Here is a 24,400-nt window from a genome sequence, read left to right as displayed (position 1 = left end):
CCGCCACCCGTGACGCTGCTCAGTCCGCCTTGAGGGCCGTGAGGATGTTCAGCCGGGCCGCCCGGCGGGCGGGCCAGAGTCCGGCGACCACCCCGACCAGCACGGCGCCCGCAAGGGCCACGGCGATGCGGCCCCAGGGGATGACCATCTCGTACCCCTGGATGCTGTCGGAGGCCAGCCGGCCCGCGGCCCAGCCGAGGAAGATGCCCGCGCTGATGCCCAGCACGGCCCCGAACAGCGAGATGAGGACGGACTCCAGACGGATCATCCGCTTGGTCTGCTCGGGCTGGAGCCCCACCGCGCGCAGCATCCCGATCTCACGGGTGCGCTCGAACACGGACATCGCGAGGGTGTTGACGACTCCCAGGACGGCGATCACCACCGCCATGGCCAGCAGCCCGTAGAGGACATTGACGAGCAGTGTGATGGACTCGCCACCGGCCGCCTCGGCCAGGTCGTCGGTGTTCCGCACCCGGATGAGCGGGTTCTGGTCGAGGGCGCGCTCGAGGGAGTGCCGTGCCGTCTCGCCGTCACCGGCCTTGGTGCGCACCAGGACCGAGGCGTCCTCGATCTCCTTCAGATGGGGCTGGAGGGTGGCCAGCGGCATCATGGTGGGCGGCAGGAATTCGTCGTCGTGGTAGATGCCGCCGATCCGCAGGGTGGCGCGGGCGCCGTCGTCGTAGACCACCGGGACACGCTGCCCCATGGTCCATCCGTAGATGTCGGCGGTGGAGGTGTCGATCAGCAGGTCCTTGCCCCCACCCGCGCCCAGTGCCGCGAGCGACCCGGAGACGAAGCCGGGGTCGAGGAGGTCGCCGATGGTGCGGGGGTCCACACCGGTCAGGGTGACTTCGTCGCCGCCGATCCGCACGGCGCTCTGGCGCCGCGGGCTGGAGGAGGTCACGTCCGCGGACTTCGCCAGGGTGCGGTGGACCGACGCGGGCAGGCCGCCGCCGTTCTTCGACGTGATCTCGAAGTCGGCCCTGACGGTGTTCTCGGCCCGCTGGTGCAGCGCCGTCGTGGCGGACACCGCGACCACCGTGAGGCCGGTGACCAGGGACAGCCCGATCATCAGGGCCGAGGCCGTGGAGGCGGTGCGCCGGGGGTTGCGGCGGGCGTTGCGCGGGGCCAGTGTGCCGGGGACGCCGAAGCGGCGCAGCAGGGGTGAGGCGAGCGCGATGGCCGGGCCGGAGAGCGCCGGTGTCACCACGATGATGCCGATGAGCAGCAGGGCGGCCGGGAGGAGCACGATGGTGCTGCCCGACTCGCCGCTGGACGCCGTGAGCACCACGCCGAGCACACCGATCGCGATCAGGGCGACGCCGATCGCGTTGCGCCTGCGGAGGCTGCGGGCCGGCGGGGGCGTGTGGACCGCGGACATGGCCGCCACCGGAGGCACGGCGGCGGCGCGGCGGGCGGGCAGATAGGCGGCGAGCATGGTGACGACGACGCCCACCAGGAACGAGATCAGTACGGTGCCGGGCGAGATGACCAGCGGCCCGTCGGGGAGGCCGGATCCGGTGGACGCGAACAGCTGCCGGATGCCCATGGCCACGCCGATGCCGAGGAGGAACCCCGCGACGCCCGCGCACAGCCCCAGCAGACCGGCCTCGACGAGCACGGAGCGGGTCACCTGGCGGCGTTCGGCGCCGACGGCCCGCATCAGGGCCATCTCCTGCGAACGCTGGGTGACGAGCATGGTGAAGGTGTTGCCGATGACGAAGACACCGACGAACAGGGCGATGGCCGCGAAGACGAGCAGCACCTGGCTGAGCCCCCTCGTCCCCTCGGCGGCGTCCGCCCGCTCCCGTTCGCGCAACTGCGCGCCCGTGCTGATCTCGGAGTCCTCGGGCAGCAGTTCGCGTGCCTCGGCCGCGAGCCGCTCCTCGGAGGTGCCGCGGTCGGCCTCGAGGGTGATCCCGTCGTACTGGCCGGGCTTCAGGAGCAGCTGCTGCGCGGTCGTGTCGTCGAAGAGGACCAGGGTGCCGCCGGAGCCGTAGGTGTCGTCGGTGCGGACGATGCCGACGAGTTTCTTGTGCAGCACCGGTCCGTCGACGGCCAGCCGGACGGTGTCGCCGACCTCGTAGCCGCCCCGGTCGGCGGTGCTGGTGTCGAGCAGCACCTCGTCGGGCCCGGTGGGGGCGCGTCCGGCGGTCAGGGGGTGGCGGTCGTCCCTGCCGTCGGCCTGGGGGAAGTAGTTGCCGGCCGCGGTCGAGTGGTCCCCGCCGAGGGGGTGGCCGTCCTTCGCGGCCACGGCGGCGAACCCCTCGACGGAGCCGGTGACGGACGCCACGCCGGGCAGCCGGCGCAGGCTCCGCAGCGTGTCCTCCCCCACGGTGCCGGGCTCACCGGTCTTCTCGTCGAACGGCGGTGTGGCCTGGACCGAGATACTGCGCAGAGTGGTGAGGAAGCGCTCCTTGTAGGCGTTGCCGACGGTGTCGGTGAAGACGAGGGTGCCCACGACGAAGGCCACGCCGAGCAGTACGGCGAGCATGGTCATCAGCAGGCGGGCCTTGTGCGCGAGGACGTTGCGCAGGGCGGTACGGAACACGGGACGGCCTTCCGGAAGGGTGCCGGGCGTGAGGTGCCTGGGTGGGTGCGGGCGTCAGACCTGGTGCGCGGGCGTCAGGCGGCCCATGCGCTCCAGGACGGCCTCGGCGGTGGGCGCGTGGAGTTCGTCGACGATGCGGCCGTCGGCGAGGAAGACGACGCGGTCCGCGTAGGAGGCGGCGACGGGGTCGTGGGTGACCATGACGACGGTCTGGCCCAGCGCGCTCACCGAGCCGCGCAGGAATTCGAGGATCTCGGCGCCGCTGCGGGAGTCGAGGTTGCCGGTGGGCTCGTCGGCGAAGACGATGTCGGGCCGGCCGGCCAGCGCGCGGGCGACGGCGACGCGCTGCTGCTGGCCGCCGGAGAGCTGGGCGGGCCGGTGGCCGAGCCGGTCGGCCAGGCCGACGGTCTGGATGATGCTCTCCAGCCAGGCCCGCTCCGGTTCGCGACCGGCGATGTCCATGGGGAGGGTGATGTTCTCCAGGGCGTTCAGGGTGGGCAGCAGGTTGAACGCCTGGAAGACGAAGCCGATGCGGTCGCGGCGCAGCCGGGTGAGCTGACGGTCATTCAGGGAGCCGGTCTCCGTGTCACCGAGGCGGATCGATCCGAAGGACGGCGAGTCCAGACCGGCCATGCAGTGCATCAGTGTGGACTTCCCCGACCCGGACGGCCCCATGATCGCGGTGAACTGCCCCCTGACGAAGCCGACGGTGACCGCGTCGAGGGCCACGACACGGGTGTCCCCCGTGCCGTACACCTTCGTCAGATCGGTGGCGTGGGCCGCGTAGCTGTCCGGGGCGGAAAGGGGCTGGTGTGGGTGCATGCCGGTCCTCGGTGGGCGCTCGGTGGATACCCCTCGTGGCAGAGGGCGTCGCCGCTGATGGCGACGTCTCCGAGCCTCCCGCCCGGCCACCGGCCGGCGGATCCCCCGAACATCCGGATCCGCCTCCCCCGATCGGGGGAGATCGCCGCGGGACCGCTATTCGGCACGCCCCGTACGGAAGGCCCAGGCCGCGACCTCGACCCTGTTGCGCAGGCCCAGCTTCGCCTGGACCGACCCCAGATGCGTCTTGACCGTGCTGGGCGCGATGTACAGCTCGGCGGCGATCTCCGGGTTGGTCAGCCCGCGGGCGATGCCCTGGATGACCTCCTCCTCACGGTCCGTCAGCGGGTCGGCCGGCTCATGTGTGCCGCGTCGCCGGGCCTTGGTGAAGTGCTGGAGCAGACGGAGGGTGATCTGCGGGGCCACCATGGCGTCCCCGCGGACGGCCGCCCGGACGGCCTCGGTCAGCAGCGCCGGACCGGCATCCTTCAGGAGGAAGCCCGACGCTCCGTTCGACAGCGCCGTGTACACATATTCGTCGAGGTCGAAGGTGGTGACCACGACCACTTTCGGTGCTCCGGGCAGACCGCCGCCGGCCAGCCGGCGGGTGACCTCCAGACCGTCGGGCGGGGGCATCCGGATGTCCACCAGGCATACGTCCGGCCGTGTCTCGCGGGCCAGCGAGAGCGCCGAGGCCCCGTCGGCGGCCTCGGCCACCACCTCCATGTCGGACTCGGCCGACAGCACCATGCGGAACCCGGCCCGCACCAGATGCTGATCGTCCGCCACCAGGATGCGTATGGTCATGCCGTTCTGCCCTCCCGTAGCCCCAGCCCGGATCGTACGGCGTGGCGCCCGCGCGCACGCGTGCTCCGTGCGGCCTCGTCGGGACGCAGCGGTACGGAGGCGTGGACCCGCCATCCGCCTTCGGCGCGGTGCCCCGCCTCGAAGGCGCCGCCGAGCAGCTCGATCCGCTCCCGCATGCCGATGATGCCGAAGCCGCCGCCGAGCCGGCCGAGGCTGCCGCGGTGTCCGGACTGGGAGCTGTGTCCGTCGTCCTCGACGACCAGTTCGGCATGGTCCGCCGCCACCCGCGCGGACACGTCCACCGACCGCACCCCGCGCGCATAGCGGTGGGCGTTGGTCAGGGCCTCCTGGAGCACGCGGCCCAGCCCTCCGGTGATCTCCGCGGGGATGTCCTCCGGCAGGTCCCGCCCGAGGTCCAGCCGGACCGGCAGCCCCGTCGCCCGTGACTCCTCGACGATGCGGGTGAGGACCTCGCCGAGGTTCTCCGGATGCCGCGGCGTCTCGTCGCCGCGCATCGAACCCACCAGGCGCCGCATCGACGTCAGCGCCTCGCCACCCGCGTGCTCGACAGCTTCGAGCATCTCGTTCAGCGCCTGTGGGTCGGGGGTGCCCCGCCCGGCGACATGGCGCACGGCCTGGAGCTGCACCACGATCGCGGTCACCTGGTGGGCCACGGTGTCATGCAGGTCCCGGGCCAGCGCGAGCCGTTCCTCCTGGCGCACCAGCTGGCCCATGCGATCCTGCTGGGCGTCGTACAGCCGCAGCACCAGGCCGCAGACGAAGGCCAGTGCCAGCAGGAGCAGCAGATTCTCGGCGGCGTCGCCGGGATCCGCATCCCTCAGCACCGGTACGGAGAACACGCTGACGCTCAGCACCGACACGGCCACCAGGGCCGGCCGGGGTGCGCAGCGGCGCGCCGCCACGGCGAGGAGGACCAGCTGGCCCATGAGTTCGCCGCTGCTGGTCTCGCTGGTCACCATGTTCACCGGCAGCAGGTGGTAGGCCACCGTGGCCGCGAAGGTGCCGGCACCGGCCACCAGCGCGGCCCGCGGAACCCATCGGGGATCGCGTACGACGGCCAGCACGGCCATCGCCCCGGCCAGGGCTCCGGAACACACCGGCGCCCAATCCCCGGTGAACGCGGGGGTGTCCGAGGCGGGGTCGAAGACGATCCGTTCCTCGATGTCCTGGTAGACGGAGAGGAGGAACAACAGCGCAAGCGCGGATCGCGCGGCCCACACCGGCCAACGTCGATAACCGGCGCGCCGGCCGGAGGACACAGCTATTCGCACCCGCGCCACCCTACGCACCTACGGCGACGATCGCCGCCCGCCGGTCGCGTCCGGGTCGGTGGGCATGGGCGCGGGCCGTGCGTCGCGCACCCGCTCCGGTGTCCAGTACGAGGGGTCCGGCGGCTCCGCGCGGTGGGTCCGCGGGGTGTCGGGGGCGGGTGGATCTCCGGTGTCCTCGCCCCGGGCGGTGGCGGCGAGGGCCGCGACGACGCCGGTTCCCACGATCGCCGTGGTGAGGAGGGCTGCGGTGAGCGGACGCATGACGTTCTCTCCCGATGCTGGAGGCCGGGACCCCTGGTTCGGGGCCCCGGCCGAATGCGGTGTGGTGCTCAGCCGTTGGCGGTGTTGTTGTAAATCGTTTGGATCTTGCTGTCGAAGTAGGGGCTGTCGATATAGGCGGGCGGATCGGTCCGGGTGCTGGTGACCCCGATCTCGGTCCCCAGGCCCGTGGTCTCGTTGTAGTCCCGCAGCCAGGGGCCGCCGCTGGCGCCCTCGACCATGGTGCACCCGTTCTGCACCCGCGAGCCGTCCTGCCATGTGCCGATGTTCTGGCAGACGTAGGGCACCTCACCGTCGTAGCCGAAGGCGGCCGGATAGCCCCAGACGGTGACGGTGTTGACGTACCCGTAGTTGTAGCCGAGCCCCATGCCGCCGACGGTGTTGACCAGCTTGCTGGAGCCGTTGTCCCAGACGTTGGCCACGCCGATGTCGTAGTTCAGATCGCTGCTGTTGATCCAGCCGTTGAACGAGGTCAGCGTCTTGGCGGACCAGGTGCCGTACGGCCGCGAGCCGTTGTAGTAGGCGGGTACGAACACCCAGTTGGTCGCCCAGGTGCCGCCGGCGCCACCGTGGACGCAGTGGCCGGCGGTGAACACCATGTTCTTCGTGGGGTTGTTGACCGCCGCGGCGGAGCAGGCGTAGTCGCCGCCGTTGGTCGGGTTGTGGAAGAAGACCTTGCCCTGCACGATCGAGGTGGCGATCCGGATACCGGGCGCCTTCTTCGATGTGGTGGCCTTCTGGGGTCTCGCGAGCTGTGCGGGCTTGGCCGCCGCGTCGATGGCCGCCTTCCGGGACGCCTTGGCGTCGGCGGGCGTGTCGGCCTCGACGGCTCTGCGCATGCGCTGCGGCGTCCAGTAATTCTCGGCGGACACGCGGGACGCGGCACTCTTCTCCGTGGACACCGCGTGATCCGCGGCCTGTGCGACGGTGACATGCGAATCGGCGGACGCGGCCGCCGGAATCATCAGGGCGAACGCGAAAACCGCTCCGCTCGCCGCTAAAACGACCTTACGTATCTGCATCGATCCCCCCACATTTTGATCGGGACGGGGAGCGGACGCTCCCGGCGAAATCCCGGGCGCACCGTATCGCGCTATGAAGTGCCCACGCCAAGGGCCTGTTGGCCGGGAGAACGGTATCTGGTCAGGCATTACACCCCCGGCCCGGTACGGAAAATGGCACCCCGGCCCCTGGGCTGCCCTTTCCGGCAAAAGTGGAACGGGTCTTGTCCGCGATGAACGAGGAATTCCGAGGTGTCAACGCGCGTCAACGCCCGGCACCGTCCACGTGACGGCGGCCGCCCGACCCCCCACAGTGTCCGGAACCCGCAATCACATTTCTCCGCGCGAATTCCTGGAAGAGCATTTACGCATTCACAGCAGTCCCGCACAACGTGATGGGCACCGCCCGCCGCAGCGGATGCTGGGGCACGTTGGACCGCTCACCGTCCCACCGCGCCCACGACCGATCCGGCGCACCGGACCCCCTCGCCGCGGGATTCGTTCACGGCGGGGAAGTTGGCCAGAGGCGATCACTTCGTTAGCCTCCCGGCAGCCCAGCAGACCCGCCGCTCCGAGGAAGTCAACACAGTGACGAACCCCCAGGACGACCAGGACCCGCAGGCCCCGGACCATTCGCCGGACACGCCGCCCCCGGGCTGCCCCGCACACGCCGCACGGCTGTACGGGCCGGAGTTCCGGCGCCACCCGGCCGAGACCTACCAGCGGATACGGCGTGACGGCGGACAGGTGGCCCCCGTCCTGCTCGAAGGCGATATCGACGCCTGGTTCGTCCTCGGCTACCGCGAGACACGCCATGTGCTGTCCGACACCGACACCTTCGGCCGGGACCCGCGCCGCTGGAACGGATGGGACGGCGTGCCGCCGGACTGGCCGCTGATGCCATGGGTGGCGTACAGCCCGATGATGACCTTCACGGAGGGGGATGAGCACCGGCGGCGCTCCACGGCCGCCAGCGAGGCCCTCGCCACCGTCGACCCCTTCGTGCTGCGCGGCCACTGTGAGCGCTTCGCCGACCAGCTGATCGACAAGTTCACCCCGAACGGCAGGGCGGACCTGGTGTACGACTACATCTACTCGGTGCCCGCCCTCGCCACGGCCGAGCTGTTCGGCCTGTCCGAGGACGAGGCCGGGCTGGGGGCCCTGGCGCAGGGGCTGACCGTCTCGTTCCTCTCCGGCGAGGAGGCCATCGCCGGACAGCAGCGGGTCGCCGCGTACGTGGCGGAGCTGGTGAAGGCCAAGCGCGAGGCGCCGGGCCCCGATCTCACCTCGCAGTTCGTCCTGAACACCCCGGAGCTCACCGAGGAGCAGCAGACCGCGGACGTGATGGTGCTGATGGCCGCGGCGCTGCCGCTCACCTCGTACTGGATCGGCAACACCCTGCGGCTGATGCTCACCGACGAGCGGTTCGCCATGACGCTCTCGGGCAACCGCCGCAGCATCGGCGAGGCCATGAACGAGGTGCTGTGGGCGGACTCCCCGCTCCAGAACCTCATCGGGCGCTACGCCACCCGCGACACCAGCCTCGGCGGCCAGCGTATCCGCGCCGGCGACCTCGTCGTCCTCGGCCTCGCCGCCGCCAACGCCGATCCGCTGCTGTGGCCGGACACCCCCGTCGGCCACGCCGGGAACCACTCCCACGTCGCGTTCAGCGGTGGCGAGTACGGCTGCCCGGTGGGCGGTCCCGAGACGGCCAGGGTCATCGCGGAAACGGCGATCGAAGTGCTGCTGGACCGCGTACCCGACCTGACGCTGGCGGTCGAGCCCGAGGAGCTGTCGTGGGTGGACTCCTTCTGGTACCGCTGCCTGGACTCCCTGCCGGTCACCTTCAGCCCCACCCCGGTCACCGCGGGTTAGCACACGGGGGGCCGGAATAGACACGGGAGGTACCCTGGTTATGTAGTTCAACAATCAACTACTTCAGGAGGATGAGTCCGGTGCAGTTCGGGATCTTCACAGTCGGGGATGTGACGGAGGACCCCACCACGGGCACGACGCCGAGCGAGCATGAGCGGATCAAGGCCATGGTCACGATCGCGCTCAAGGCCGAGGAGGTGGGCCTCGACGTCTTCGCGACCGGCGAACACCACAACCCGCCGTTCGTGCCGTCCTCCCCCACCACCCTGCTCGGCTACGTCGCGGCGCGCACCGAGCGCCTGATCCTCTCGACCTCCACCACGCTGATCACGACGAACGACCCGGTGAAGATCGCCGAGGACTTCGCCATGCTCCAGCACCTGTCCGGCGGACGGGTCGATGTGATGATGGGGCGCGGAAACACCGGTCCGGTGTATCCGTGGTTCGGTCAGGACATCCGCCAGGGCATTCCGCTCGCCATCGAGAACTACGCACTGCTGCACCGGCTGTGGCGCGAGGACGTGGTGAACTGGGCGGGGAAGTTCCGCACCCCGCTCCAGAGCTTCACCTCCACTCCGCGGCCGCTGGACGGCGTGCCGCCGTTCGTCTGGCACGGCTCGATCCGCTCGCCGGAGATCGCCGAACAGGCCGCCTACTACGGCGACGGCTTCTTCGCCAACAACATCTTCTGGCCCAAGGACCACTACCAGCGGCTCATCGACCTCTACCGGCGGCGCTACGCCCACTACGGCCACGGCACGCCCGAGCAGGCGATCGTCGGCCTCGGTGGCCAGGTGTTCATCCGCCCCAACTCCCAGGATGCGGTCCGTGAGTTCCGCCCGTACTTCGACAACGCCCCGGTCTACGGCCACGGCCCGTCCCTGGAGGACTTCACCCGTGACACCCCGCTGACCGTGGGCAGCCCGCAGGAAGTGATCGAGAAGACCCTCACCTTCCGGGACTCCTTCGGCGACTACCAGCGCCAGCTGTTCCTCATGGACCATGCCGGGCTGCCGCTGAAGACCGTCCTGGACCAGCTCGACCAGCTCGGCGAGGTCGTCCGGGTCCTGCGCACCGAGTTCGCCGAGGACCGCCCCGCCACCGTTCCCGACGCCCCGACCCATGCCTCGCTCGTCGCCCGGCGCGACGCCGAGGCGGCGGGTGCGGACACCGATCTCCAGGAGGTGACGCCATGAACCCCGGACGTCCGCTGCGGCTCGCGGTCGTATCGGCCGGACTGAGCACCCCCTCCGCCACCCGGCTGCTCGCCGACCGGCTCGCCGACGCCACCCGCCGGCAGCTGGCCGACGAGAACCGGGAGGTGGAGGTCCAGGCCGTCGAGGTGCGGGACCTGGCCGTCGACATCGCCAACCACCTGGTGACCGGTTTCCCGGCACCTCCCCTGGCGGAGGCCATCGAGACCGTCACCGCCGCCGATGGGCTGATCGCCGTCACCCCGGTCTTCTCGGCCTCCTACAGCGGGCTGTTCAAGTCGTTCTTCGACGTCATCGACAATGACGCGCTGACCGGCAAGCCCGTGCTGGCCGGGGCCACCGGGGGCACCGCACGCCACTCACTGGTCCTGGAACACGCGCTGCGCCCGCTCTTCGCGTATCTGCGTACGGTCGTCGTGCCCACCGCGGTGTACGCGGCGTCCGAGGACTGGGGCGGCAGCGGCGATCCCCTCACCGACACCCTGCCCACGCGCATCGTGCGCGCGGCGGGCGAGCTGGCCGAGCTCATGCGGCAGCGCCCGGGCGGGAGTGCCGTAGGGCCCGCCGAGGAGACGGTCGTCCCCTTCGAGCAGCAGCTGGCGGCACTCCGGCCCGAGTAGCCGCCGGCTCAGTGGCCCGGCGGCTGCTGGAGCATGGCGAGGGTCAGGACCTGGCCGCCGATGCCCCAGCCGCCGTCGGTCACCTCCTCGACCAGGACCAGGGTGGTGGCACGGGCGCGCTCACCGTAGATGTCGACGTACAGCTCGGTGGCACGGGTGACGATCTCCTGCTTCTGCTTCTCGTCGAGCGATCCGGCAGGGACCTTGAAGTTCGCGAAGGGCATGGTGTCGCTCTCTCTCGTCGGGTGTAGTGGTGACGGTCAGACGATGCCGCCGTTGGCGCGGACGACCTGGCCGTTGACCCAGTGGCCGGCCGGGGAGGCGAGGAAGGCCACGACCTCGGCGATATCGGTGGGGGTGCCGAGGCGCTCCAGCGGGGGCTGGGCCGCCAGCCGGGCGACGGTCTCCTCGTCCTTGCCGTCGAGGAACAGATCGGTGGCGGTGGGGCCGGGGGCGACGGCGTTGACGGTGATGTCCCGGCCGCGCAGCTCGCGCGCCAGGATCATGGTGAGGGCCTCGACCGCTCCCTTGCCGGCGCTGTAGGCGCCGTAGGCGGGGAGGGCCAGGCCCACGACGGACGTGGAGAAGGTGATGAGCGCCCCGCCGCCGCGGATCCTGCGGGCGGCCTGCTGGGCGACGACGAACGTGCCGCGGATGTTGGTGCGGTGCAGCGCGTCCAGCTCCGCCAGGTCCAGCTCGGCGATGGGGGCCAGGTGCAGCCGGCCGGCCGCGTGGACGACGACGTCGACCCCGCCGTACTCGGACTCCGCGGTGTCGAAGAGCGCGGCCACCTGCCCCTCGTCGGCGACGTCGGCCCGGACCGCGACGGCCCGGCCACCGGCGGCCGTGATGTCCTTGGCGACGGCCTCGGCCGGGTCACGGTTGCCCGCGTATCCGGCCACGACGGCGTATCCGTCGGCGGCCAGCCGCTTCACCGCCTCGTGGCCGATGCCACGCGAGCCTCCGGTGACGACGGCGACGCGGGGCCGGTCGATGGGGTGGTGAGGCGCGGTTTCCTGAGCTGACATGGAGACTCCAGGGACTGGTGGGACTGGTGGGACTGGTGCGGCCGACGGATGCCACGAGATGTGGCGTGGCCCGGGGTCTCGGCGCTGTTCGCCGCCGGGCCCCGTCGGTGGCACCAGCCTGGGCCGGAGTCCCCGGGCCGGCCAGGGCTGTCCCCACCCTGGGGTTGTCAGCCCCTGGCTCGGCCCACCGGCACACGCGACCATGGAGGGTGTGAACCACTCCGCCCTCGCCGCGTTCCTGAAGTCCCGCCGCGACCGCATCCGCCCGGCCGACGTCGGTCTGCCCACCGGTCCACGACGCCGCGTGCCCGGTCTGCGGCGCGAGGAGGTCTCCCAGCTGGCCGGGCTGTCCGCGGACTACTACACCGAGCTGGAGCGCGGACGCGGCGCCCAGCCCTCGGCCCAGGTGCTGACCGCCCTGGCCCGGGCGCTGCGGCTGACCGGCGATGAGCGCGACCATCTGTTCCACCTCGCCGACCGCCCCGTTCCCCCGGCCACACACGGCCCGACCGCGCAGGTCCAGCCCGCCCTGCTCGGCCTGCTGGACCGGCTGGGCACCACCCCCGCCCAGGTCATCACCGATCTGCACCAGACCCTGGTGCAGAACGAGCCGGCCGCCGCGCTGGTCGGCCGTCCCCCGGCGGTCGGTGGCCCCGCGGCGAGCTTCGTCTACCGCTGGTTCACCGATCCGGACGCCCGTGCGCTCTACCCGCCCGAGGACCACCCCCACCACTCCCGGGTCTTCGTCGCCGACCTCCAGGCCGTCGCCGCCCGGCGCGGCGACGACACCGAGGTACGGCGGATGGTGGCCGCGCTCCGGCGCCGCAACGAGGAGTTCGCCACCCTCTGGGACACCCATGACGTCGCCCTCCGGCGGACCGACCACAAGCGCATCGTCCACCCCGCGCTGGGCGTCATCGAACTGGACTGCCACTCGCTGTTCAGCGAGGACGGCCGCCAGCGCCTGCTGTGGTTCAGCGCCCCGCCCGGCAGCGAAGGCGCCGCCCAGCTGGAACTTCTCTCGGTCATCGGCACCCAGGACATGACGAGCAGCGAGAACCGAGCGTCACCCTGATCCCCTGCCACGTGTGATCCGCTGCCGACGGGGCCCGCGGGGCCGGGTACGGCCCCCTGATCGCGCCAACGTGGTGACGTTCGGCGTGCGGAGCGAGCGCACGGCCCGTCATCGGGAACCCCTGTCGCAGTACGAGCGGGCTCCGCCGGTGCCGGGCACGGCATCGGTGGCGGGCCCGCCGGTCCGCGACTCACACAAGGATCCCGTATGAATGGACCAGCCCCGCTTCTGACCCTGAACAACGGCGTGCGGATGCCCGCTCTGGGCCTCGGTGTCTACCAGAGCCCGCGCGACGAGACCGTCCCCGCGGTGACGACCGCGATCGAGAACGGCTACCGCCTGATCGACACCGCGGCCGCCTACGGCAACGAGAAGGAGGTCGGTGAGGGCATCGCCCGCTCGGGTATCGGCCGCGAGGACATCTTCGTCATCACCAAGCTGTGGCTGACCGACTACGGCTACGACTCCGCCCTCCGCGCCTTCGACACCAGCCTCACCAAGCTGGGCCTCGACCACCTCGACCTGTATCTGCTGCACTGGCCGCTGCCGTCCGCGTACGACACCACGGTGGCCTCGTACAAGGCGGCCGAGAAGCTGCTGGCCGACGGCCGGGTGCGCGCCATCGGCGTATGCAACCACACCCCCGAACACCTGACCGGCCTCATGGCGCGGACCGACGTCGTGCCCGCGGTGAACCAGGTCGAACTGCACCCGTACTTCAGCCAGCCCGAGCTGCGTGCCTTCGATGTCCGCCACGGGATCGTCACCCAGTCCTGGTCGCCCATCGGCGGTGTGACCCGCTACGGGGGCGAGCGCCCGGACAAGGCCAAGGACCCGCTCCAGGAACCCGCCATCACCGGACTCGCCGAGCGATACGGCAAGACCCCGGCCCAGATCATCCTGCGCTGGCAGATCGAGCACGACCTGTGCGCGATCCCGAAGTCCGTCAAACCCCATCGCATCGCGGAGAACATCGGCGTCTTCGACTTCTCCCTGACCCCCCACGAGGTGGCCGCCATCGACGCGCTCGACACCGGAGCGCGCGGCGGGCCGGACCCCGACCGCGTCGGGCCCGACACCTTCTCCTGAGACGGGTGCGGGGCGGCCACCGGGCCGCCCCGCACAGCTCATCGGACACCTTCTCCGGACCGGGTCAGGAGTCCAGGTCGTCAGCGAAGTGGCGGAAGCCGTTCCGATCCTGGTGCAGGGTCCACAGCGTGTCCGCGAGCACGGCCGGGTCCTTCCTGTCGTGCCCGGGGACGATCGCGCCCGGGATCACCAACTGCGCCACATGGATGCCCTCGGCGGCGAGGGTGTCGTGCAGCAGCTGGCCGTACGCACTCTCGGCGGCGAAGGCGATGGAGGTGCCCGCGCGCTCGGGGTGCGGCACCACGGCGGTGCCCCCGTTGACGAAGAGCACCGTGCCACGGCCCAGGCCACGCATCCCGGGGAGCACCTGCTGTACGGCCGTGACCGGGCCGTACACCGAGAACTCCACCGGGCCCGCGAGATCGTCGGCGGTGGTGTCCAGGACCGGCAGCATGAACTCCCGCTGCGGCACCGGGCTGTATTGCAGGACCTCGATCGGCCCCAGGGCCGTGGCCGCGGCGTCCAGGGCCCCGGTGAGGGTCTTCGGATCGCGTACGTCGGCGGCGAAGCCGCGCGCGGTCACGCCCTCGTCGGCGAGGCCGGCGGCCAAGGCGTCGAGCCGGCCCTGGTCGCGGGCGATGAGGGCGGTGTCATAGCCCTCACGGCCGAAGCGCCGCGCGACGGCGGCGCCGAGACCGGGGCCGGCTCCGATGATGGCGAGGGTGGTCATGGCTTCTCCGGGTGCTCGAGCGCGTCATGGTCATCTCGGCACGAGCCTCAGCGTCGTGGCACGCGCCGTGTCCGCGACCATGGGCTCGACGTAAGTGCCGCTGTAGCGGCCGTACTTGGAGCGGTAGGCGTTGTCGAGCCGGTCGTTGAGACCGGGGTCGCCCTCCTCGATGAAGGTGACGTCCTTGTCCACCCCGCCGGAGCGGATATGGCCCTCGTGGCTTCCCCGGGCGGTGCGCCACCAGGATCCGTCGATGCCCCGGAAGGAACGTACGTAGAGGTCGTCGCCCTCACGGACGACCCAGATCGGCACCGCCGTACGCGGTGTGCCATCGTCGCGCAGCGGCGCCATTTCCAGCTCGTCCGTCGTCGCGATCCGGTTGAGCTCGTCGCTCGTCCATGTCGTCATCGTCTGCCTCCTTCACGAGTGAGCGAACGGGGAGAATTCCATCTCGGGAGGAAAGCAACCAGGGAGCGGAAAACCTCCTCCGGGGGCCGACGAACGATGTCACTTCGACCAGTATGCCCAGCGACGCGCGTCGCAACGAGCGGAGAGTCACCCGGCGAGGGCGGCGAACGCCTCGTCCGATCCTCCCGCCCAGGCTGAGCCGTGATTGCAGCTATGAGAGCCGATTACTACCATGACACCAAGTTCCATAGATGGAATGGTGATTCTTCGGTTCCGGACCTCTGTGGGCGGGAGACGGGCATGAGGGGACTTCAGGGCAAGAGGATCGTCATCGCGGGCGGCGCCACCGGGATCGGCGCCGCCACGGCCGAGCGGCTCGCCGAGGAGGGCGCCTCGGTCGTCATCGGCGACATCGACCTCATGGGCGCGAAGGCCACCGCCCGGCGCATCGCCGAGGCCGGCGGCACCGCGGTCGCCGTCGCGTTCGACCTCGCGGACGAGGAGTCGATCCGCACACTGGTCGACCGCGCCGCCGCCGAACTCGGCGGGGTCGACGGGCTCTACAACGTCGGCGCCGACCTCTCGGACGACCACCTGGGCCGGGACACCGATCTGCTGGAGATGGACCCGGCGGTGTGGCGGCGCACCCATGAGGTGAATCTGCTCGGCTACGCCCTCACCTGCCGGGAGGTCATCCCGCGGCTGCTGGCCCAGGGTGGCGGCGTGATCGTCAACACCTCCTCCGGCGCGGCCTGGGGAGGGGAGTCCCGGCGTCCCGCGTACGCCGCCTCCAAGGCCGGTATCAACGCGCTGACCCGCCATATCGCCTCCCGCTGGGGCAAGGAGGGCATCCGCTGCAACGCCGTGGCACCCGGGCTGGTCATGGGCGACACCCAGAAGCAGCGGGACGACCAGCGGCTCCAGACCCTGGCGCTGAAGATCGCCCGCAGTCCGCGGCTGGGCGAGCCCACGGATGTGGCGGGCACCGTGGCCTTTCTGCTCTCGGACGACGCCGAGTGGGTCAACGGCCAGGTGTGGTCGGTCTGCGGCGGTATGAGTCTGCGCGACTGAGGCTCCCCTCCGGACTCTCCGCACCCTCGCCGGGCTCGGCCGAGACGTCCTGCGGCGCCCTACGGCGCTCCTGCTTGGCCATCCGGTGTGGGGCGCGCGTGGGTACCGCCCCGGGGGAAATGTTTCCGTGCCGCCTTTTCACCCGGCGTTCGAACGCCGTTGGACGGCAATCCCGCCGCCGTCCTCGATTTGGGCATTGCCCGGCGGCCCACCGGGATCCCGGCCCGGGAAAGGCATTCGGACAGGAGTAGTCTCCTGCGCGGCGGCCCGTACGGTTCGTTCGCCCCATACCAAAACGAGGAGAGACCGCTTGTCGGGATTGTCGAGTTTTATCGTGTTCGACCTTGAGTTCACTTCATGGTCGGGAGCGCTCGAGCAGGATTGGGCGGGGCCGGGGCGGCTCCGCGAAATCGTCCAGATCGGCGCGTTACGCATCAGCACCGGCCGTTCCGCTGCCGACTACTCCGTTGTCGAGGAATACGAAGCCCTGGTCAGACCGGTGGTCAACCCGCGGCTGTCCCCGTTCTTCACCGGCCTCACGGGCATCGACCAGGAAACCGTGGACCGCGAGGGAGTCGCCCCCGCCGAGGCCATCAGCGACTTCCTGGCGTTCTGCAAGGGGCAGTCCGTGCTCTCCTACGGCAACGACATGGTCGTCCTCGGGGAGAACGTGGGATGGGCCCGAGCCCGCGGCGAGGAGATCAAGAACAGTTTCCTCACCGCCGCCTTCCTGAATATCCGCCCATGGCTGAATACCATCGCACCGAAAACGGCTTCGGCCAATTCCGGCCGGCTATGGGAAGCGCTCGGCCTGCCCAAACCCATGGCGGGCAGTGAGCATTCGGCGCTCTTCGACTGCTATTCGATCGCCGCGGCGATCGGACACCTCCGCGCCGGTGGGGCCGCCCTGCCCGAGGGGTGCCTCTAGGGCGGCCAGGGCGAGCGCCGTGCCGCCCCATGCCCGCCGCCACGGCGAGGACCACCGCCCGCGCCCGGGACGCGCCGACGGCGAGTGGCACGATGGGCCGAAGATCTTGCCCGGCGGCGCTCACGCGCCGTCCGGTACGCACGGAAGTCCGGTACGCACGGAGGAAAGGAAACCCCCACATGACCGCAGTGCGCGGAACAGCCGTGGACATCCCCACCCAGGACGGCATCGCCGATGCCTACCTGGTCCATCCCGACGACACCGACCGCCACCCGGCCGTTCTGCTGTACATGGACGCGTTCGGCCTCCGGCCCCATCTGCGGGGGATGGCCGACCGGCTGGCCGCGGCCGGTTACACCGTGCTGGTGCCCAACATCTTCTACCGTCACGGGCGCGCTCCCGTGGTGGAGCTGCCCGACTTCATCGACCCGGCGGCGCGTCCGCAGCTCTTCGAGCACATCATGCCGATCGTGCGGGAGCTCACTCCCGAGCGCGCGATGAGCGACGCCGGTGCCTATCTCGACTGGCTGGCCTCCTGCCCGCAGGCCACCGACGGGCCCGTGGGGCTCACCGGCTACTGCATGGGTGCCGGGCTGGCGTTGCGCACCGCCGGAACCTACCCCGACCGCGTCGCCGCGGCGGGCGGATTCCACGGTGGCAATTTGGCCACGGAGGCGCCGGACAGCCCGCACACGGTGGCCGGGCGGATCACCGCCGAGCTGTACTTCGGCCACGCGGACCAGGACCGCTCCCTCCCGCCCGAGCAGATCGAGCGCCTGGACAAGGCCCTCACCGAGGCCGGTGTCCGCCACCACGCCGAGGTCTACGCGGGCGCCCAGCACGGCTACACCCAGGCGGACACGGTCGCCTACAACGCCGAGGCCGCGGAACGCCACTGGGAGGCCCTGCTCGGCCTCTTCGGCCGCACCCTCTGACCACGGCGCCGGACGATCAACGGCAGCTCCGTGCGCTTCAGCGGAGCGCTCAGAGCTGCCGGAGGTGGTCACGCAGGGTGCGGGCCACCTGTGCCATGAGGGCTTCGGCGCCGGGCTGGGAGTTGGCGGGCACCAGTGACTCGGTGAGCACGGCGATGGCGAACGCCTGACCGTCGGAGTGCTCGACGATGCCGATCTCATGGCGGAGGTTGAGAAGGGTGCCGGTCTTGGAGGACCAGGTGGTGGCGTCGGAGCTGAAGTCCGGGGCGAGCCGGTGCCGCAGCACGTTATGCGCCATCAAGTCGCGCACCCGCAGCGCCACTTCGGGGTGGATGGCCGATGGTGTCCACAGGGCCTGGAGCAGCTCCACATAGGCACGTGCGCTGCCGGTGTTGGCACGGGTGGTGTCCAGTTGCGGCACCCGGTGGCCGCGGCCGCCGGTACCGGCGTCGATGGCGAGGGCGTGGGCCAGATGCGCCTGTGCGGCGTCGAAGCGTTCCACGGGGGTTTCGGACAGTTCGCGCATGCCGTGCCGGACGGTGATGCCACGCAGCCCGAGCTCGTGGAGGATCTCGGCGACCCGGGCGGGCGGGGTGAGGTCGAACAGCGCGTCGGCCGACGTTCCGTCGCTCACACAGGTGCTCAGATAGAGCAGATCGTCGATCGCGATCCGGGCGGGGTGGCGGAACCGGCTCAGTCCGGTGGGGCCCGGTGTGGTGATCCGTCCGGGCGGCACATCGAGCATCGTCGCGCCGTCGAGTTCACCGCGCCGGATGCGCTCCACCGTCGCCAGTGCGAGCGGAACCTTGACCAGGGAGGCGGAGGGCAGCTGGGTGTCCGGGTCGATCCCCAGCTCGTCCCCCGTGTGGAGGTCCCGTACGAGCAGACAGCCGTGCAGACCGCCGTCGCGCAGCTGCCCGCGCAGATCGCGCAGCAGTGCCTCGGTGTTCACGCCCCGCCCCCTTCCGCGGTGTCCGTCCCCGTGCCCGCGCCGAGACAGCGGGCGATGGCGCCGCCCAGGCGCCCTTCGATGTGCTGCGGATTGCCGTCCGCGGCGGCGGTGAGCGCGAACCCGCGGCTGAGTGTGATCTCACCGATGGGCCGCCACGTCAGGGCGAGTTCATCCGCCTGCGCGGGAGAGCACAGCAACAGGTCCCGGGTGCAGAGGACTTCGGCGGCCGCGGTGGTCAGATCGGTGGCGGCCACGAGCTGTGCGGGCCGCAGGCCGACCGCGTCGCGCAGCCGGGTCAGCGGGTCGCGGATATGCGGCACATCGTCCTCCGGCTGGATCCAGATACGGCGGGCCGGGGCCGGCGAGGCCCGGCCGACCCGCAGTGTCTCGAGATAGACCCGCCGCACACCGGGGTCCTGGACTCCGGCGAGCCCGAGCGGCACGGACCATGTGGCCTCGTCCGCGGGCACCGCGAGCAGGGCGGCCCGCACCTGCTGCGCATGGATGAGCTCCAGGCGCCGGGCGGGCGCCGCCACGCGGAGATCGAGGGTGACGCCGTGCCCACGCGCCTCGGCGACCAGATGGGCGAGCCCGGACGTGGAGCAGATACCGGGCACCGCGAGCCGCCACGGCTTGCGCTTGGCGGCCTCCGCCTCGTCCAGCAGCACATCGGCCGCCTGTACGAGCTGTCTGGCCACCGGGAGCATCTCCCGCCCGAACGGGGTGAGTACGGCCCGCCGTGAGGTGCGCTCGAAGAGCTGCTCCCCGAAGCGCTCCTCCAGCGCGGCCACCCGACGGCTGGCCACCGACTGGGACATCCGGGCGGCGGCCGCCCCGACGGTGAAACTTCCGCGCTCGCTCACGCTGACGAACGCCCGGCACACTCCCACCAGATCCACATCCGCACCCTATGCCAGATCCGCATGAAGAAGCGCATGAGCGTATTGGACCGCATAACCGTCCGAAGGCGAGGGTGGCTCCGACGCCCACGACCACGCCCCCGCGGGGGCCGGGTCGTCTCATCCCCTGTGCGCTCCGCGTGATGGGGTCAACCGGAGGTTCTGCCCATGCGATTCACCCGTGCCCGGCACACCGCTGTCGGCGCGCTCGCCGCGCTCGCGCTGCTCGCCCCGCTGACGGCCTGCGGCCAGGACGAGTCCTCGGACACATCGGGGGCCTCGAACGCGTCGGCCTCGTCGTCCACATCCGCGGAGAGGGCGAGTACGAGGAGTCCTGGCGCGGACGCGAAGGCGTTCACCGGTGAGTTCAAGAAGCTGGAGCGCGCCCACGACGCGCGGCTGGGGGTCTACGCCATCGACACCGGCACCGGCCACGAGGTGGCGTATCGCGATGGCGAACGGTTCGCCTACGCCTCCACGTTCAAGGCGCTGGCCGCCGGTGCCGTACTGCGGAAGTACTCGCTGAGCGGACTGGACCGGGTGATCAAGTATTCCAAGGACGACCTGGTCGACAACTCCCCCGTGACCGAGAAGCACGTGGACACCGGGATGAGCCTGGGCGCGCTGTGCGACGCCGCCGTGCGCTACAGCGACAACACCGCGGCCAATCTGCTCTTCGACGAGCTCGGCGGGCCGGGGGGTCTGGACGCCATCCTCGAGAAGATGGGCGACGACGTCATCCAAATGGAGCACTACGAGCCGGAGTTGAGCCGATGGGTGCCCGGCGCCACAGCCGACACGAGCACCCCGCGGGCGATGGCCGAGGACCTGCGCGCGTTCGTCCTCGGTGACGTCCTCGGCAAGGGAGAGCGCGCGCAGCTCACGAAGTGGCTGCGGACCAACACCACCGGGGACGAGCTCATCAGGGCCGGGGTGCCCAAGGGCTGGGTGGTCGGCGACAAGACCGGAAGCGGCAGCTACTACGGCGCCCGCAACGACATCGCCGTGGTGTGGCCTCCCGACGCCGCTCCCATCGTCATGTCGATCATGTCGTACCGCGGCGACAAGGACGCCGACTACGACGAGAAGCTGATCGCGGAAGCGGCGTCCGTGGTGGCCGACACGCTGTCGTAGCACGTCTGCCCCGCGTGGCCGCTCCGTCGGCCACCCGGGCGGCCGACCGAGGGGCCGGCCGAGAGGTCAGCCGCGGAGGAAGTACAGGACGGTCATCGTCGCCGCGGTGGCCAGAATGACACTCCGCAGCAGCCACGCGGGGAGCCGACGGGCGACATGCGCCCCGGCCACACCACCGGCCACCGCGCCGACCAGCATGGTGGTGAGCAGAAGCGGTGCGCTCAGCGCGTCCGAGGCGAAGAGGAACAGCCCGGTCGCGCTGAGATAGATGGCCGCGATCTGGGCGACCCGCATCGGGTTGCCGGCCGAGGTGTCCAGGCCGAGCCCGATGCTCCACACGGCCAGCATCATGATGCCTACGGCACCGCCGAAGTATCCGCCGTACACGGCGAGGAGCAGCTGGCCGAGCAGCACGGCCCGGGGACTCATCCCCACCGTATGGCCCCTCGCGTCGCTCACCGCACGGGACACCCGGCGCCCGAAGGCCAGGACCACCGTGGCGAAGGCGAGCAGCCAGGGCAGCGCGGCGTCGAAGGACACCGCGGGCAGCACCAGCAGCAGACCGGCGCCGAGCAGGCCACCGATCACACTGACCGCTGTCAGCGCCCGTGTGGACGTGTCGCCGACCGGGGTGAGGTCGCGCCGGTACACCCACGCGCTCGCCACGGTCCCGGGCACGAGGGCCACGGTCGAGGACGCGTTGGCCGTCACGGGGGACAGACCGGCCGCGACCAGGGCGGGGAGCGCCACGAACGTGCCCCCGCCCCCGACGGCGTTCAACGCCCCGGCGGCCACACCCGCCAGCAGAACCAGCAATATCTCGGACACCCGCAGAGCATCGCGCCATCGCCCGCGGGCCCACAATGCGTGATCCACGTAGCCGGCGCAAGGCTGTGCCATAGGCTCATCAGAGTGCGTTATGACCTGGATGATCTGCGGCTCTTCCGTCACATCGTGGCGGAGGGCTCGATCACGGCGGGCGCCCGCCGGATGCATCTGAGCCTGCCGTCGGCCAGCGCGAGGGTGCGCGCGCTGGAACACCACGCGGGCGTGGCCCTGCTGATCCGCGAACGGCGGGGGGTGCGTCCCACCCCGGCGGGCACGGCGCTGGCCCGCCACGCACGGGACGTTCTCGCCCAGACGGCACGCCTGGAGAGCGCCGTGGCGAGCTACGCCCGGCCCCCGACCGCCCCGCTGACCCTGCTGGGCGGCGGCTCCGCGATGCATCGGCTCGTGCCGCGGGCGCTGGTCTCGTTCCTCCGCGCACACCCGGACGTCGACGTCGCGGCATCCGAGAGCCGCACCCCACGGACCGTGCGGATGCTCGCCGACGGCGAGGCGGACCTGGGCGTCGTGCTCGACAACGAGGCCCGCGACTGCGGTCTCACCATGGAACCGCTCGGCGATGACTCCCTGGTGGTGATCGGCCAGTTGGGCGGGATCCTCGCGGGGCGCACCGCGGTGGCCTACCGCGAGGTGGCCGAGCATCCGCTCGTGGGGCTCGACTCCGGCTCCTCGCTGCGGCGCTGGATCGAGAAGAACCTCGGTCCGCACGCCCCGGCGGTGCGCTATCGCACCACCGTCGCCCACCTCAACACGCTGGTGTCCCTCGCGGCCGCCGGCGTGGGACTCGCCGTCGTGCCACGCCGTGTCCTCGCCCCCTCCCAGCCGCTCGATGTATGCGAGCTCCGGGATCCCTGGTCGCACCGCCGCCATCTGCTGGCCTGGGGTGCGAAGGCTCAGGCGCCGTCCACCGCCACCGCGGCACTCGCCGAGCACCTGCGCCACGCGGCCATGTCCGAGCCGGAAGGTGGCGAGGGCGTTCCGGCGATGTGAACCCGGGGCCCCGCGGGGGCTGGATCAGTGCCGAGCGCATCCGGTGTCGAGGCGGCGCAGTTCGCGTACGCCGTCCGCGAGCGTGCGGTCGCCCAGCGACCCGAGCACCGCCTCCTCGGCCTCGACGGTGAGCGCGGCGAAGTACTCACCGGCGTGCGCGGTCACCGCGCACACGGGCTCCACCCCCGGCGAGGGTGCCCACAGAGGCTTGTCGCCGACGGCACAGCGGTAGATCTCGGCCAGGGTGATCCGGTCGGCCGGCCGCCCCAGCCTCGCCCCACCCGTACGGCCCTTGACGCAGACCGTCAGCCCCTCGTCCGTCAGCGGGACGAGGAGCTTCCGGACCAGGCTCGGGTTGGCATGCAGCCGGTGGGCCAGTTCGGCGGAGCTCAGCGGCGCGGAGCCGTTCTCGGCGGCCACGGCGAGGAACAGCATCATCTGGAGCGCACGGGAGAACCGGATGTCCAACACATTCGCCACCTCCGCCCGCGGATCGGGGCACAGCCTACTCGACGGTGCCGTTCCGCCCTTCCCCTGAAAAGCAATCGATACAGTTGCAGTTTACGCCTGGAAAACTGTATCTTTCAGACTCACACTTTCGAGCTCCGGGTAAGCCACCCCGGAGTGACACGGCAGGAGAGCGACACGGTGAACACCCGCCTGACCACGGCACTGTCCCGCCCATTCGCACTGGGTTCGGCCAAGCTGCCGAACCGGATCGCCATGGCCCCCATGACCCGTGGCCACTCCCCCGACGGCATTCCCGGTGAGGATGTCGCCGCCTACTACGCACGCCGGGCCGCGGCCGGGACCGGCCTGATCATCACCGAGGGCACCACCGTCGACCACCGGTCCGCCGGCTATATCGACGGCGTCCCCCGGTTCCACGGCGAGGAGCAACTGGCCGGGTGGCGAAAGGTGGTCGACGCCGTGCACACCCACGGCGGCGCGATCATGCCCCAGCTCTGGCACGTGGGCATACAGCGGCCCGCGGGGGCGCCGCCGTTCCCCGACGCCCCGTCCGTGAGCCCGTCCGGGATCGCGCTGGACGGCACGCCCGGCGCGGGCGAGACCATGACCCTCGCCGACATCGACGCCGTCATCGGCGCCTTCGCCGAGGCCGCGGGGGCGGCCGAGCGGATCGGCTTCGACGGTGTCGAGCTGCATGGCGCGCACGGCTATCTCATCGACCAGTTCCTCTGGGAGCGCACCAACCGGCGCACCGACGCCTACGGTGGCGATCCGGCCTCCCGGACCACATTCGCCGCCGACCTCGTGGCCGCCATCCGCGAGCGGGTGGCGCCGGACTTCCCCGTCGTCCTGCGGTTCTCCCAGTGGAAGGCCGACCACTACGACACCCGGCTCGCCGAGAACCCCAAGGAGCTGGAAGCCGTGCTCACCCCGCTGGCGGAGGCCGGGGTCGACGCGTTCCACGCCTCCGGGCGGCGCTACTGGCAGCCGGAGTTCCCGGACACGGGATCGGACCTGAACATCGCCGGATGGGCGAAGAAGGTCACCGGCAAGCCGGTCATCACCGTCGGCTCGGTCGGCCTGGACAGCGTCTTCCAACCCGGCTCCCTCTCCGGCGCGAACGCGGCCGTGGAGACCATCGACCGGCTCCTGGACCGTCTGGAGCGGGATGAGTTCGATCTCGTCGCGGTGGGGCGCGCCCTGCTCGCCGACCCCGAGTGGGCCGACAAGGTACTGAACAGCCGGATGAGCGAACTCATTCCGTTCACCAAGGACGCCGTGGCGACGCTGCACTGACAAGGCCCACGATCGGGGGCGCCACTCCGCCACGTCGCCCCGGGAGGGGCGGAAGGGGGATCGGCGCCGGCCGACACGGGGGAGTCC

25 protein-coding genes are annotated in these 24,400 nt (G+C 71.2%); 11 read left to right on the top strand and 14 right to left on the bottom strand.

What is annotated here, in order from left to right:
* Positions 1–19: 19 nt before the first annotated feature.
* The 6 genes from AB0E24_RS37800 to AB0E24_RS37775 all read right to left on the bottom strand — a co-directional run bounded on the left by AB0E24_RS37800 (position 20) and on the right by AB0E24_RS37775 (position 6,773).
* Complete coding sequence (locus AB0E24_RS37800) at positions 20–2,551, bottom strand: ABC transporter permease (RefSeq protein WP_359384062.1); 2,532 nt, start codon at positions 2,549–2,551, stop codon at positions 20–22.
* Between the two features lie 54 nt (positions 2,552–2,605).
* Positions 2,606–3,373 (bottom strand): ABC transporter ATP-binding protein, encoded by a 768-nt coding sequence (locus tag AB0E24_RS37795; RefSeq protein ID WP_147966791.1) that lies wholly within the window; start codon positions 3,371–3,373, stop codon positions 2,606–2,608.
* Between the two features lie 156 nt (positions 3,374–3,529).
* A complete protein-coding gene (locus AB0E24_RS37790) occupies positions 3,530–4,180 on the bottom strand; it encodes a response regulator (protein ID WP_069873017.1) in 651 nt (216 codons plus the stop codon).
* Complete coding sequence (locus AB0E24_RS37785; RefSeq protein ID WP_141729740.1) at positions 4,177–5,472, bottom strand: sensor histidine kinase; 1,296 nt, start codon at positions 5,470–5,472, stop codon at positions 4,177–4,179. Before AB0E24_RS37785 ends, AB0E24_RS37790 begins: the two co-directional genes overlap by 4 nt.
* Positions 5,473–5,490: 18 nt before the next feature.
* Positions 5,491–5,733: a hypothetical protein gene (locus AB0E24_RS37780; RefSeq protein WP_102933676.1), complete on the bottom strand. Its 243-nt coding sequence runs from the start codon at positions 5,731–5,733 to the stop codon at positions 5,491–5,493.
* A gap of 68 nt (positions 5,734–5,801) precedes the next feature.
* Positions 5,802–6,773 carry a trypsin-like serine peptidase gene (locus AB0E24_RS37775; RefSeq protein ID WP_141729741.1) on the bottom strand — a complete coding sequence of 324 codons (972 nt, stop codon included), beginning with the start codon at positions 6,771–6,773 and terminating at the stop codon, positions 5,802–5,804.
* A gap of 567 nt (positions 6,774–7,340) precedes the next feature.
* Here AB0E24_RS37775 and AB0E24_RS37770 point away from each other — a divergent pair.
* The 3 genes from AB0E24_RS37770 (at position 7,341) to AB0E24_RS37760 (ending at position 10,461) form a co-directional block, all read left to right on the top strand.
* The gene (locus AB0E24_RS37770) at positions 7,341–8,627 is read left to right on the top strand and encodes a cytochrome P450 (RefSeq protein ID WP_359384056.1); all 1,287 of its coding nucleotides are present in this window, start codon (positions 7,341–7,343) and stop codon (positions 8,625–8,627) included.
* An 80-nt stretch (positions 8,628–8,707) separates the two neighbouring features.
* Positions 8,708–9,823 carry an LLM class flavin-dependent oxidoreductase gene (locus AB0E24_RS37765; protein WP_359384053.1) on the top strand — a complete coding sequence of 372 codons (1,116 nt, stop codon included), beginning with the start codon at positions 8,708–8,710 and terminating at the stop codon, positions 9,821–9,823.
* The gene (locus AB0E24_RS37760) at positions 9,820–10,461 is read left to right on the top strand and encodes an FMN reductase (protein WP_102933679.1); all 642 of its coding nucleotides are present in this window, start codon (positions 9,820–9,822) and stop codon (positions 10,459–10,461) included. Before AB0E24_RS37765 ends, AB0E24_RS37760 begins: the two co-directional genes overlap by 4 nt.
* An 8-nt stretch (positions 10,462–10,469) precedes the next feature.
* Here the strand turns inward: AB0E24_RS37760 and AB0E24_RS37755 are convergent, their stop codons facing one another.
* Both AB0E24_RS37755 and AB0E24_RS37750 read right to left on the bottom strand, forming a co-directional pair.
* Positions 10,470–10,685, bottom strand: coding sequence for a tautomerase family protein (locus AB0E24_RS37755; protein ID WP_069873003.1), 216 nt, complete (start codon positions 10,683–10,685; stop codon positions 10,470–10,472).
* 36 nt (positions 10,686–10,721) lie between these two features.
* The gene (locus AB0E24_RS37750; protein WP_359384048.1) at positions 10,722–11,489 is read right to left on the bottom strand and encodes an SDR family oxidoreductase; all 768 of its coding nucleotides are present in this window, start codon (positions 11,487–11,489) and stop codon (positions 10,722–10,724) included.
* A 211-nt stretch (positions 11,490–11,700) separates the two neighbouring features.
* Here AB0E24_RS37750 and AB0E24_RS37745 point away from each other — a divergent pair, with 211 nt between their 5' ends.
* Entirely contained in the window at positions 11,701–12,564 is an 864-nt protein-coding gene (locus tag AB0E24_RS37745; protein ID WP_069872999.1) for a helix-turn-helix transcriptional regulator, read from the top strand.
* A gap of 207 nt (positions 12,565–12,771) precedes the next feature.
* On the top strand, positions 12,772–13,653 hold the full coding sequence (locus AB0E24_RS37740; protein ID WP_079256450.1) for an aldo/keto reductase: 882 nt from the start codon (positions 12,772–12,774) through the stop codon (positions 13,651–13,653).
* 64 nt (positions 13,654–13,717) lie between these two features.
* On the opposite strand, the gene AB0E24_RS37735 is transcribed toward AB0E24_RS37740, so the two are convergent.
* Positions 13,718–14,383 carry an SDR family NAD(P)-dependent oxidoreductase gene (locus tag AB0E24_RS37735; protein WP_069872995.1) on the bottom strand — a complete coding sequence of 222 codons (666 nt, stop codon included), beginning with the start codon at positions 14,381–14,383 and terminating at the stop codon, positions 13,718–13,720.
* A gap of 30 nt (positions 14,384–14,413) precedes the next feature.
* Positions 14,414–14,791, bottom strand: coding sequence for a DUF2255 family protein (locus AB0E24_RS37730; RefSeq protein WP_079256451.1), 378 nt, complete (start codon positions 14,789–14,791; stop codon positions 14,414–14,416).
* A gap of 300 nt (positions 14,792–15,091) precedes the next feature.
* Between AB0E24_RS37730 and AB0E24_RS37725 the strand changes: the two genes are divergently transcribed.
* The 3 genes from AB0E24_RS37725 (at position 15,092) to AB0E24_RS37715 (ending at position 17,725) form a co-directional block, all read left to right on the top strand.
* Positions 15,092–15,862, top strand: coding sequence for an SDR family NAD(P)-dependent oxidoreductase (locus AB0E24_RS37725; protein ID WP_359384043.1), 771 nt, complete (start codon positions 15,092–15,094; stop codon positions 15,860–15,862).
* Between the two features lie 319 nt (positions 15,863–16,181).
* On the top strand, positions 16,182–16,790 hold the full coding sequence (locus AB0E24_RS37720) for an exonuclease domain-containing protein (RefSeq protein ID WP_359384108.1): 609 nt from the start codon (positions 16,182–16,184) through the stop codon (positions 16,788–16,790).
* Between the two features lie 179 nt (positions 16,791–16,969).
* Complete coding sequence (locus tag AB0E24_RS37715) at positions 16,970–17,725, top strand: dienelactone hydrolase family protein (RefSeq protein ID WP_099012658.1); 756 nt, start codon at positions 16,970–16,972, stop codon at positions 17,723–17,725.
* Between the two features lie 49 nt (positions 17,726–17,774).
* Here AB0E24_RS37715 and AB0E24_RS37710 read toward each other — a convergent pair whose 3' ends face one another.
* Together AB0E24_RS37710 and AB0E24_RS37705 are read right to left on the bottom strand one after the other, a co-directional pair.
* The gene (locus AB0E24_RS37710; protein WP_069872986.1) at positions 17,775–18,677 is read right to left on the bottom strand and encodes a serine hydrolase; all 903 of its coding nucleotides are present in this window, start codon (positions 18,675–18,677) and stop codon (positions 17,775–17,777) included.
* Positions 18,674–19,576 carry a LysR family transcriptional regulator gene (locus tag AB0E24_RS37705; RefSeq protein WP_079256456.1) on the bottom strand — a complete coding sequence of 301 codons (903 nt, stop codon included), beginning with the start codon at positions 19,574–19,576 and terminating at the stop codon, positions 18,674–18,676. The genes AB0E24_RS37710 and AB0E24_RS37705 overlap by 4 nt, the downstream gene beginning before the upstream one ends.
* A gap of 168 nt (positions 19,577–19,744) precedes the next feature.
* Here AB0E24_RS37705 and bla point away from each other — a divergent pair, with 168 nt between their 5' ends.
* Positions 19,745–20,710 (top strand): class A beta-lactamase, encoded by a 966-nt coding sequence (gene bla, locus AB0E24_RS37700; protein WP_093701158.1) that lies wholly within the window; start codon positions 19,745–19,747, stop codon positions 20,708–20,710.
* 66 nt (positions 20,711–20,776) lie between these two features.
* Here bla and AB0E24_RS37695 read toward each other — a convergent pair whose 3' ends face one another.
* Positions 20,777–21,538: a sulfite exporter TauE/SafE family protein gene (locus tag AB0E24_RS37695; RefSeq protein WP_283887769.1), complete on the bottom strand. Its 762-nt coding sequence runs from the start codon at positions 21,536–21,538 to the stop codon at positions 20,777–20,779.
* Between the two features lie 84 nt (positions 21,539–21,622).
* On the opposite strand from AB0E24_RS37695, the gene AB0E24_RS37690 reads away from it, so the two are divergent.
* Entirely contained in the window at positions 21,623–22,546 is a 924-nt protein-coding gene (locus AB0E24_RS37690; protein ID WP_079256459.1) for a LysR family transcriptional regulator, read from the top strand.
* A 24-nt stretch (positions 22,547–22,570) separates the two neighbouring features.
* On the opposite strand, the gene AB0E24_RS37685 is transcribed toward AB0E24_RS37690, so the two are convergent.
* The gene (locus tag AB0E24_RS37685) at positions 22,571–23,017 is read right to left on the bottom strand and encodes an RrF2 family transcriptional regulator (protein ID WP_069872977.1); all 447 of its coding nucleotides are present in this window, start codon (positions 23,015–23,017) and stop codon (positions 22,571–22,573) included.
* 177 nt (positions 23,018–23,194) lie between these two features.
* Here AB0E24_RS37685 and AB0E24_RS37680 point away from each other — a divergent pair, with 177 nt between their 5' ends.
* Entirely contained in the window at positions 23,195–24,313 is a 1,119-nt protein-coding gene (locus AB0E24_RS37680) for an NADH:flavin oxidoreductase (protein WP_359384038.1), read from the top strand.
* The last annotated feature ends 87 nt before the right edge of the window (positions 24,314–24,400 follow it).

It is taken from the genome of Streptomyces malaysiensis subsp. malaysiensis, from assembly GCF_040653035.1.
Classification (GTDB): Bacteria; Actinomycetota; Actinomycetes; order Streptomycetales; family Streptomycetaceae; genus Streptomyces; species Streptomyces malaysiensis.
This window is presented reverse-complemented; position numbering and strand designations above follow the sequence as displayed.